Origin of the sequence: Microcystis sp. M53602_WE12, assembly GCF_030065455.1 — a bacterium.
Classification (GTDB): domain Bacteria; phylum Cyanobacteriota; class Cyanobacteriia; order Cyanobacteriales; family Microcystaceae; genus Microcystis; species Microcystis aeruginosa.
The window spans coordinates 1-9,559 of sequence record NZ_JASJFB010000003.1; the positions used below are offsets into that span (position 1 = coordinate 1).

13 protein-coding genes and 1 pseudogene are annotated in these 9,559 nt (G+C 44.6%); 5 read left to right on the forward strand and 9 right to left on the reverse strand.

Features of this window, described 5'->3' with window-relative positions:
• Nucleotides 1-271 precede the first annotated feature (271 nt).
• The 4 genes from rfbB to purS all read right to left on the reverse strand — a co-directional run bounded on the left by rfbB (nt 272) and on the right by purS (nt 3,666).
• Entirely contained in the window at nt 272-1,348 is a 1,077-nt protein-coding gene (gene rfbB / locus PX482_RS00050; RefSeq protein WP_288121926.1) for a dTDP-glucose 4,6-dehydratase, read from the reverse strand.
• 46 nt (nt 1,349-1,394) lie between these two features.
• Nucleotides 1,395-2,321, reverse strand: a complete 927-nt coding sequence (gene cdf31 / locus PX482_RS00055) for a CDF family zinc efflux transporter Cdf31 (RefSeq protein WP_002762471.1) — start codon at nt 2,319-2,321, stop codon at nt 1,395-1,397.
• Nucleotides 2,322-2,615: 294 nt separating this feature from the next.
• A complete protein-coding gene (gene purQ / locus PX482_RS00060; protein WP_288027467.1) occupies nt 2,616-3,302 on the reverse strand; it encodes a phosphoribosylformylglycinamidine synthase subunit PurQ in 687 nt (228 codons plus the stop codon).
• 88 nt (nt 3,303-3,390) lie between these two features.
• Nucleotides 3,391-3,666: a phosphoribosylformylglycinamidine synthase subunit PurS gene (purS, locus tag PX482_RS00065; RefSeq protein WP_288027465.1), complete on the reverse strand. Its 276-nt coding sequence runs from the start codon at nt 3,664-3,666 to the stop codon at nt 3,391-3,393.
• Between the two features lie 31 nt (nt 3,667-3,697).
• Here purS and PX482_RS00070 point away from each other — a divergent pair, with 31 nt between their 5' ends.
• Nucleotides 3,698-4,081: a Fur family transcriptional regulator gene (locus PX482_RS00070; protein ID WP_288027469.1), complete on the forward strand. Its 384-nt coding sequence runs from the start codon at nt 3,698-3,700 to the stop codon at nt 4,079-4,081.
• Between the two features lie 103 nt (nt 4,082-4,184).
• Here the strand turns inward: PX482_RS00070 and accD are convergent, their stop codons facing one another.
• From accD to PX482_RS00085, 4 genes and pseudogenes are all read right to left on the reverse strand, one after another.
• On the reverse strand, nt 4,185-5,135 hold the full coding sequence (gene accD, locus PX482_RS00075; protein ID WP_288121919.1) for an acetyl-CoA carboxylase, carboxyltransferase subunit beta: 951 nt from the start codon (nt 5,133-5,135) through the stop codon (nt 4,185-4,187).
• Between the two features lie 19 nt (nt 5,136-5,154).
• Nucleotides 5,155-5,364, reverse strand: a pseudogene (locus PX482_RS27950) (hypothetical protein).
• 41 nt (nt 5,365-5,405) lie between these two features.
• Complete coding sequence (locus tag PX482_RS00080) at nt 5,406-6,215, reverse strand: prepilin peptidase (RefSeq protein WP_288027463.1); 810 nt, start codon at nt 6,213-6,215, stop codon at nt 5,406-5,408.
• A 264-nt stretch (nt 6,216-6,479) separates the two neighbouring features.
• Nucleotides 6,480-6,638: a hypothetical protein gene (locus tag PX482_RS00085; protein WP_288121921.1), complete on the reverse strand. Its 159-nt coding sequence runs from the start codon at nt 6,636-6,638 to the stop codon at nt 6,480-6,482.
• A 178-nt stretch (nt 6,639-6,816) separates the two neighbouring features.
• Between PX482_RS00085 and PX482_RS00090 the strand changes: the two genes are divergently transcribed.
• Nucleotides 6,817-7,119, forward strand: a complete 303-nt coding sequence (locus tag PX482_RS00090) for a YkvA family protein (protein ID WP_002762481.1) — start codon at nt 6,817-6,819, stop codon at nt 7,117-7,119.
• Between the two features lie 39 nt (nt 7,120-7,158).
• On the forward strand, nt 7,159-7,287 hold the full coding sequence (locus PX482_RS00095) for a hypothetical protein (RefSeq protein ID WP_288121923.1): 129 nt from the start codon (nt 7,159-7,161) through the stop codon (nt 7,285-7,287).
• On the opposite strand, the gene PX482_RS00100 is transcribed toward PX482_RS00095, so the two are convergent.
• Nucleotides 7,252-7,911, reverse strand: coding sequence for a phosphoribosyltransferase (locus PX482_RS00100; protein ID WP_288121925.1), 660 nt, complete (start codon nt 7,909-7,911; stop codon nt 7,252-7,254). The genes PX482_RS00095 and PX482_RS00100 overlap by 36 nt on opposite strands.
• 198 nt (nt 7,912-8,109) lie before the next feature.
• Here PX482_RS00100 and PX482_RS00105 point away from each other — a divergent pair, with 198 nt between their 5' ends.
• Together PX482_RS00105 and PX482_RS00110 are read left to right on the forward strand one after the other, a co-directional pair.
• Nucleotides 8,110-8,595 carry a DUF4079 domain-containing protein gene (locus PX482_RS00105; RefSeq protein ID WP_002762483.1) on the forward strand — a complete coding sequence of 162 codons (486 nt, stop codon included), beginning with the start codon at nt 8,110-8,112 and terminating at the stop codon, nt 8,593-8,595.
• 188 nt (nt 8,596-8,783) lie between these two features.
• The gene (locus tag PX482_RS00110) at nt 8,784-9,122 is read left to right on the forward strand and encodes a P-II family nitrogen regulator (RefSeq protein ID WP_002762484.1); all 339 of its coding nucleotides are present in this window, start codon (nt 8,784-8,786) and stop codon (nt 9,120-9,122) included.
• Nucleotides 9,123-9,559 lie beyond the last annotated feature (437 nt).

The window sequence follows — 9,559 nt, forward strand, 5'->3', positions numbered from 1 at the left end:
CCCTTGTTTTGTGTACCAAGCGATGTACTACAAGAAGGATAATGCAAGGTTTTTGAAAGTCCCAATCCTATTTTCTTGCACTAACATCGGACTTTAACAGGTCAAAAGCCTTATTTTAAAAGGGTTTTACCATTATTCAGCAAGCCCTAAATAGACCATTTAACTGATTAATGCTCATTCTTAATTCTCCTGACTCCTGACTACTGGCTACTGACTCCTAACCCTAACAACAATTTGTGATTTTTACAAGAGGTCTAGTTTTTACCCCTCTCTAACCGTAAACTTTCCCATAATACTCTTGATATTCTTTGGATAACAAAGGTTGCCACCAATCCCGATGATCGAGATACCATTGAATGGTTTTTCTTAATCCCCCCTCTACCGTTTCTTGAGGTTGCCAACCTAATTCAGTGCGAATTTTACTGGCATCAATAGCATACCGGCGATCATGTCCGGGGCGATCCTTAACAAAGGTAATTAAATTCTGAGCAGGTTTCACGGGTAAATCGGGAGCTAATTCATCCATTAACTCACATAACATCCTGACTAAATCGATATTTTTTACCTCATTATTTCCGCCAATATTATAGGTTTCTCCCGCTTTGCCTTTGTGAATAACTGTATCTAAAGCTTGACAATGATCCCGAACATATAACCAATCTCGAACATTTTGACCATCACCATAAACGGGTAAAGGTTTACCCAAAAGAATATTAATACACATCAAAGGAATTAACTTTTCGGGAAAATGATAGGAACCATAATTATTAGAGCAATTAGTAATAATTGTCGGCATTCCGTAGGTGTGAAAATAAGCTCTCGCTAGATGATCACTCCCCGCTTTTGAGGCAGAATAGGGACTATTAGGAGCATAGGGAGTAGTTTCGGTAAAAGCCGGATCATCTACTCCTAAACTGCCATAAACCTCATCGGTGGAAACGTGCAGAAAACGATAGTTATCGGGTTGATGATTACTTAACCAATGTTGCCGAAAACTTTCTAATAGAGTAAAAGTTCCCACCACATTAGTTTGCACAAAAGCCCTAGGTCCAAGAATCGATCGATCCACATGGGATTCGGCAGCAAAATGGGCAACTGTATCGATATTTTCACCGGCAAATAATTCATCAACTAAAGCTCGATCGCAGATATCCCCTTGCAGAAAACGGAAATTCTTTCTATCTTTCAGTGTCGCTAAATTATTCAAATTGCCCGCGTAGGTAAGAGCATCAAGAACAATTACACGATCCTCAGGATAATTCTCGCACCAATGATGAACAAAATTCGAGCCGATAAATCCTGCTCCACCAGTAATTACTATGCTTCTAGCTTGATTCTCCGTCGTCATGGCCACCTCTAGCAAAAGTTCGCTACTTATTTTAGGCTTTTTTGCTTCACACTTCTTCATCAAAAGTGATCCGATCAGAGTGATAATCCGGCGGTTCAACGTGAATTAAAATTCTCACAGGGCTAAATTGTTGGCTTAATCTTGCTTCCACCGCTTCCGTGATTGCGTGAGCAGTTTCCACATCTTGAGCGGAGACAACTAGGTGCATTTCTATAAATACCTGTCTTCCCACCACTCCCCGAGACGCAATCGCATGACAATTAAGCACCCCCGGCACCTCCAGGACAATTTGATGAATCACCTCAGGAGCGATCGCCATTTCATCCACTAACAAAGGTAAATTCTCCATCAGGACTTTCCAACCACTGCTAAACACCAAAAAAGCGACGGGAAAGGACAAAATCACATCTAACCATTGTAATTGGGGAATATTAGCCGTATTGCCCACCCAAACCCCGACTAAACCCAATAAAACCGTAATTGTCACCCACACATCACTCATGGTATGACGAGCATCGGCAATCAAAATCGCACTACCGACACGCTGCCCCACCGATCTTTCATAATAGGTGACAAAAATATTCACCCCTAAAACGATAATTAATAGCCATAACTCAGGACCTGCAATCTCGACGGGTTTGCCTCCTTTGATAATACTCATGACCGCCCCTTGCAAGATTTCAAAACAGGCAATCCCCAAAAATGCGGCGATCGCTAAAGCTCCGATCGCTTCGTATTTCAGATGTCCGTAGGGATGATCTCGATCTGGATAGGGAGAGGAAAACCGCATCGCTACTAATCCCAAGACATTATTGGCACTATCGGTGACACTATGGAGAGCATCCGCTTGCAGACTTAAAGCACCAATCCTCAAACCCACCCCCGCTTTGATCGCCATAACCAAAATGTTCAGCAGTAGGGTGATCCAGAGAACTTTTTGGACGGTAGCCCGATTATCTTTTAAAACAGCCACAGGATTATCAGTTATCAGTTATCAGTGGGTAAGTTATCAGTTATCAGTTATCAGTGGGTAAGTTATCAGTGGGTAAGTTATCAGTTATCAGGGAAATTTCAACTAAAACCCCAAAACCCCAAAAACCCAACTACTTGAGGGTTGAAAAAGGGCAAAAATAAGGATTAAATTGCCTAAAGTCGGTAAATAGACCATTTAATTGATTATTATTCATTTTTAATTCTCCTGACTCCTGACGACCGGCTACTGACTCCTGACCCTAACAACAATTTTTGATTTTTACAAGAGGTCTAGTCAACAACAATTGATCAACTCCTGAAATAACAGACTCCCATCGGTCAAATTGAGCATCAGATCGGCGGCGCGTTCGGGATGAGGCATCATTCCTAGCACATTTCCTGCTTTATTGCTAATTCCTGCAATATTATTTAACGAACCGTTAGGATTTCCCGACTCATTTACCTCTCCTGTGGCAGTACAGTAACGAAAGAGAATTTGTCCGTTATCCTCCAGAGATTTTAACGTATCTTCTGCGGCATAATAACGCCCTTCCCCGTGAGCAATCGGCAAATTAAGCACCTGTTGCGGTTGATAACCTCGCGTCCAGACAGATCGATTATTTTCCACTTTTACCGGCACTCGATCGCAGATAAAATGTAAATCGCGATTACGAATTAACGCACCAGGTAGCAGCCCAATTTCCGTTAGTACCTGAAAACCGTTACAGATGCCTAAAACTAATTTACCTTTTTCGGCTTCTTCTCGGACAGTTTTCATCGCCGGCGAAAACCGAGCGATCGCACCACAGCGCAAATAATCGCCGTAACTAAATCCCCCCGGCACCACGATCACATCCAAATCCGCTAAATCCGTCTCTTGATGCCAAACATAGCGGGTAGGTTGCTGAAAAATCCCCTCCGTCACCGTTGCCACATCTCGATCGCAATTCGATCCAGGGAAAACAATAATCCCAAACTTCATAATTTTTAACTTGGTTAATTCATTGTGCAGAAAGCTCTCATCAGATGGGTGTTGGGGTATTGGGTGAATTTCCCCATTTCCTTATCCCCTATCCCCTATCCCCTATCTCCTGACAATGCAAATCAAAGCGATAATTTTCAATCACAGGATTAGCCAATAGTTGATCGCACATTTGAGCCAATTGTTCGCGGGCGCTGGTTTCGTCCGCTGCTGTTACGGTAAGCTCAATATACTTACCAATTCGCACCCCGGCCACAGTATCATAACCTAATTGCTTTAATCCCGACTCTACCGCCGTACCCGCCGGATCGAGTACCGAGGGGCGCAGAGTAACATAAATACAGCACTGATAATTTTTTGGCATAGAATTAACTTTGATCGCTGACCTTTTTGATATGAAATCCCAACGCACCCGATCGCAAGAGCGCATTATCCACTTACTCAAAACCTTAAATCGGGCAGTATCCGCTCAAGAATTGTTTGTGGAACTCCGTCAGCGTGACCAAAATATGGGGTTAGCCACTGTTTACCGCGCCCTAGAATCCCTAAAACTACAGGGTGCAGTCCAGGTGAGAACCCTAGCCACAGGAGAATCCCTCTACAGTTCCGTTCAGCAGGATCAACACCATCTTACCTGTATTCATTGCGGTCGGTCTATCGTCTTTAATGAGTGTCCCGTTCACGAATTGGCAGAAAAACTCGAAAAATCCCACCAATTCAAGGTTTATTACCATACTCTCGAATTTTTCGGACTTTGCGATCACTGTCAACCCGGTTAAGTGTGGGATGGACTACATTGAAACTGCCGAGCAGGAAAATTTTAGTACAAATGCTCGGACTGGCAGCTTCGGCACTCCCAACTCCAGTGCCGTCTTAGAACAGTTAAACTGTTGTTTGTCCCTGGGCTGTTTTCAGGGGGATTAACTCCGGTTGACTGTGGTGATGATGACTGTTGAGGGGGGATAACAAGGGGAAAAAGGGCTGATGTAAACTAATTAATTGAGCGAGGGTTTTCTTGAGATGGGTACGGGGAACGATCGCATCGACAAACCCGTGTTTTAACAAGTATTCCGATGTTTGGAAACCTTCCGGCAATTTCTCGCGCAAAGTCTGTTCAATTACCCGTTTACCGGCAAAACCGATAGTAGCCTTCGGTTCAGCGATAATAATATCTCCCAACATGGCAAAACTGGCCGTGACTCCTCCCGTGGTGGGATTAGTCAAGACGGGAATATAGAGTAATTTTGCCTCCCGATGCCGGTTAAGAGCGCCAGAAATCTTGGCCATCTGCATTAAACTTAACATTCCCTCCTGCATTCTCGCCCCGCCAGAAGCGCAGATAATCACCAGGGGTAAACTTTCATCGGTAGCGCCTTCCGTCAAACGACAGAGTTTTTCTCCCACCACCGATCCCATGCTACCCCCCATAAAACGGAAGTCCATCACCCCTAAAGCTAAGGGTAAACCATCGATCGTCCCCGTTCCCGTTCGGACAGCATCCGTCAGACCGGTTTTTTCTTGGGTTTCCCGCAGGCGATCGCTATAACTTTTCCGATCGCGAAATTTGAGCGGATCCGTCGGTCGAATCTGTTCATCGAGGCAATTCCAAGTATTAGCATCCACTAACTGGCGAATTCTTTCTTCACTTTCCACCCGATTATGATGACCGCAATCGAGACAAACCAGTTGATTAGCTAATAAATCCTTCGTATAGGACAAAACGCCGCAATTGGGGCATTTTGTCCATAAACCATCGGCTATTTCTCGTTCCTGTTGTTGTTGAACCTTGGGTTCTGTTTTTTGGCGATTTGCAAACCAATCAAATAGAGACATAGTTTAAAATAAAGATAATTTATCGACTTTCTTCTAGGGGACTTAATAACAAAAGTGCTGTCCAGCGATCTTGGGGACGGACTTGTAGGGCGGCCTGATGACCCTAGCCGCAATAAACACCAAGGCCAATAGCGATAACGCGACTGGGGATGTCGTGAGCTTTGAGCATTTCCTGTAGCCAATCGGCTTACCCTAGACTGGGGGTTGTTCTAATGGTGATCCAAGACACGGAAGACTATTGTATCAAGATTTAATTACAGGATAACTTTTTTACAAGAAAGGGAAAAAAATGGTTTGATAGGCTGAGATGATCTTATCACTCCAAAAGACACTCATCAGAGCGCCGAGGGCAAGAAATGGCCCGAAGGGTATAGCTTGTTTTTTCCCCATTTTACCGAGAAAAATGCCCGTCATACCGATGGCCGCCCCGATAGCGCAGGCCAAAAAAGCGGTGACTAATAATGCTTGCCATCCTAACCAAGCACCGATCATGGCCGCTAATTTCGCGTCCCCTCCCCCCATGGCCTGTTGTCTGAGGGCAAAACTTCCCCCCCACCGGATCAGATCAAATAACCAGACTCCTAAAACCGCACTAGCGATCGCTGAAAAGAGATAGATAGCACTTTGATTATTTTGCCAACCTAAAAGAGTTTGGAAAACTATCCCTAAAACTAATCCCGATTGGGTGAGGGAGTTAGGAAGCGTCATCGTGTCAAAATCAATCAAAGCTAAAGCTAATAACCAACTGAGGAGAATCCAATAGCCGAGGGTCTGCCAAGAAAAGCTAAAATCTCCTAAAACCAGACAAAATAATAAACCGGTAAAAGTTTCGATCGCTGGATAACGGACAGAAATCGGGGTTTTACACCAGCGACAGCGACCCCCTAGCCATAACCAGCCTAAAACAGGTATATTCTCGCTTTTACCTAACCTATGGTGACATTTCGGACAGCGGGAAGGGGGATAAACTAGAGATATCCCCTTAGGTAATCTATAGATGACCACGTTTAAAAAACTGCCCACCGAGGCACCAAAAGCGAAGACAAAGGCAAAAGTAACTAGATGAAAGAGGGTTTCCATCCTTACACTGGCAGATAATTGATTAGTTTGTTATCGCCTATTATAGGGGATAAAGATGCCACTATCTCCCCTCTTAAGCATCCAGTAATAAGCTGTTCATAATTTAAATTGCTTGTTGAGACGAGGCGAGAGACACTCTGGCAAGAGGCAACAGTAAAGGGATTGGAGGAAATTCGGCTGATCATTAAGAATAAGCGGTTTAAATAGGGTTTGCTGAATAAATCTAAAAACCTTGTTGGATAAGGTTTTTAGACTTTTTTGACCTCAAAAAGTGCCGACCATTGGAGTGATTGGGGGGAAAATTCCGGGACTTTTTCCCTGAAAATTAGGTAGTTGACCACCTGAAAATCGATAAAACCCCACACCCCACACCCCACACCCCACACCCCACACCCTGCCACCACCGAAAAACTTTTTCAGCAAGCCCTAAATACGTCTTAGCTTAATAATTCAGGCTCATCCCTAAAGGTGAATTTTCTTCTGGGCATTTTTTTTTGATTAATTAGCGGATATCACCCTAGATAATGGGGGTAAAACCTCACTATCAGCCCCAGGGACAACCTGACAAAATTAAATTATCCCAGTCAGCGAGGAAAAATTAATGAAACCGATTGTTGAATCTTTTTACAACTGGTACAGCAGCAAAATCACTCACCCCCAATATCGTTGGATTATCATTCTGGGAACTATGGTTTATCTGTTTAGCCCCCTCGATATTTCTCCTGACGTTTTCCCGATTATTGGTTGGATCGATGATGGTATTGTCCTCACCCTTTTAACCACGGAATTATCGCGATTAGTTCTTGATTATCGCAATCGCCGTCCGGGGACAGTAAAGAATCAAACCGAGGTTTCTTCCCCAACCAATGCCGTTGATACCGATGCCGTAGAAGTCAGAAGTTAGAATTCGTAAGTCTCAATTCTGACTTCTGAATTCAGGAGATTGCTGTTATTTATTCTCCCCCCCACTACCCCACTTCCCCACTTCCCCACTACCCCACTACCCCACTTCCCCACTCCCCCACTTCCTAATTCCCTAAACTTGAATCAAAGAACTATCGACGGTGGCTAAAAGTGTTTGCACCTCCTCATCGCTGGTTTGGGAAAAGTCCTCGTACCAAAGAGAAATCGATCTCAATTCGTAGGGTTTATGTAGGCAAATTACTCGATCGACTAATTTTTCTAATTGATCACAGACCTCCGGCGGGGCAACAGGAACAGCAATAATAATAGCAGCGGGGTTTCTAGCTTTCAGGGTCAGAATCGCCGCTTTAATCGTTGCTCCCGTAGCGATACCATCATCTACTAGAATAATCGTTTTTCCCGTTAGGCTGGGAAAGGGTCGCTCACCTCGATACAAGCGATCGCGTCGCTCTAATTCGATCATTTCTTCCTTTGCTACCCGTTCCATCATCGCTTCCGATAGGTGCAAGTCCTCAACAATACTTTCATTGATTACCCGCACCCCATTCTGACCGATCGCCCCAAAAGCTAACTCTTTTCGCTCTGGCACACCTAATTTTCGCACTAAACACAGATCTAGGGGTAAATGTAACCTTTGGGCAATTTCAAAGGCGATCGGAACCCCACCCCGGGGCAAAGCCAAAACTAGCACCCCAGCACTATTGGTATATTCTGTCAAGTAACTAGCTAATAGTCTCCCTGCTGATCGCCGATCTTTGAGCAGATAAGTCATAACTCCCTCCTAGGGGCTAATCCCCGTGGAGATCCCTAGTCTCCCCTGACTCTATTCTATATTTCTCCGCTCATCTCTAGCTGAAATGTTAAGAAATTTAGCGAAGGCTTGACATTTTTTCGGCTAACCGCAGTTTTTCCAGTCCGGAGATCGGCTAAAATCTTAGGCAAAAGGGTTTTGTAAAGTTAGGTAACAAACATGAATCAAAGTTTAAGTGATGCGCTAGAGCCGATCGCCGCTGCCTTTCGCAGTCTCGGAACTCCCGAACCGATCGTTCATTGGGGACATCCAGTCATGATGGGGATTGTGGTTTTAGTTATGGGTAGTTATACTGCCTATGCCGGTTGGCAAAGCCGTTTAAGCAAAGATGGGGAAGTAGTGGCCAACAATCGGGCTGATCACCGCAAACTCGCCCCCTGGCTGTTTTTATTTATCGCTCTCGGTTACACCGGCGGTATTTTATCCCTAGTCATGCAGAAACATCCAATCCTCGAAAGCAGCCATTTCTGGACAGGATCGGTCGCAATCGGTTTATTAGCTTTCAATGGATTATTATCCCTCACTGGCTTTGCTGGCGGGAAAAAAGAACTTTTCCGGACTATTCACGCCTATATCGGCAGCATTGCCCTGATTTTACTGCTAGTTCACGGTGTTTTCGGTCTTCAGTTGGGATTATCTCTCTAGTTGGTTTATTTATGGCTTCGGGTGGGCTATTTCCCACCTGGAAGTTTTTCACGGTGGAAGACTGTGGCCAAGGAAAATAATTGAAGAAATCATGACTTTAAGCGCTATTGTCGGGATTCTGCGTTTAGAATTAACAGTTAATTTACCAAGAAAGTAAAGTATCGTCACGCAACGAGGAGATAGATATTTTGAAGAAAGTAGAAGCGATTATCCGACCCTTTAAACTTGAAGAGGTGAAACTCGCCCTAGTTAACGCGGGCATTGTCGGGATGACCGTCTCCGAAGTTAGAGGTTTCGGTCGTCAGAAAGGTCAATCGGAACGTTATCGCGGTTCCGAGTACACCGTCGAATTTCTCCAAAAACTCAAGATCGAGATCGTCGTCGAAGATAAGCAGGTCGATATGGTCGTCGATAAGCTGATTTCGGCGGCCCGTACCGGTGAAATCGGAGACGGTAAAATCTTCATCTCCCCCGTGGAACAGATCGTCCGCATCCGTACCGGCGAAAAAGATCTCGAAGCGATTTAACCTCCAAACAAGGGATGATAGTACAATGCTGTCATCCCCCCCCCATTGAAGGCAATTCCCATCAAGCAGTGTAACCTAATTTGATATCGACCACCAACGACCGATTCCCCCAAACAAAAACTTTGTACCTCACCATTAAGATAACAAAGGCAGGGGGCAGTCCCGATGCCAAAGTTGGCACCGCCAAGCCTGAAAATATTCTGATCCTAAATCCGGTTATTACAAACTGATTATTTATTCCCCCTTCATCGCTGCTGAAGACCGCCGAACGGTACAAATAATTTGACCAGACTAGATCCCACATTCCGCACCCTAAGTGTCACAACGTCTCAAAAGAGGAAGATGCCTGAGTCAAAATACTTATCTAGAGGAGTGAGTTGGCGGCAAGCTGCCGGCAACTAAGCCGAAAATTCCAGGGTTCCCCCAGTCATTCGCAA

Coding starts and splice junctions, on each gene's coding strand:
- PX482_RS00100 (WP_288121925.1), bottom strand. CDS start 7,911: ATGACTTATCTGCTCAAAGATCGGCGATCAGCAGGGAGACTATTAGCT.
- PX482_RS00070 (WP_288027469.1), top strand. CDS start 3,698: ATGAAATCCCAACGCACCCGATCGCAAGAGCGCATTATCCACTTACTC.
- PX482_RS00090 (WP_002762481.1), top strand. CDS start 6,817: ATGAAACCGATTGTTGAATCTTTTTACAACTGGTACAGCAGCAAAATC.
- purQ (WP_288027467.1), bottom strand. CDS start 3,302: ATGAAGTTTGGGATTATTGTTTTCCCTGGATCGAATTGCGATCGAGAT.
- PX482_RS00080 (WP_288027463.1), bottom strand. CDS start 6,215: ATGGAAACCCTCTTTCATCTAGTTACTTTTGCCTTTGTCTTCGCTTTT.
- PX482_RS00105 (WP_002762483.1), top strand. CDS start 8,110: ATGAATCAAAGTTTAAGTGATGCGCTAGAGCCGATCGCCGCTGCCTTT.
- accD (WP_288121919.1), bottom strand. CDS start 5,135: ATGTCTCTATTTGATTGGTTTGCAAATCGCCAAAAAACAGAACCCAAG.
- purS (WP_288027465.1), bottom strand. CDS start 3,666: ATGCCAAAAAATTATCAGTGCTGTATTTATGTTACTCTGCGCCCCTCG.
- rfbB (WP_288121926.1), bottom strand. CDS start 1,348: ATGACGACGGAGAATCAAGCTAGAAGCATAGTAATTACTGGTGGAGCA.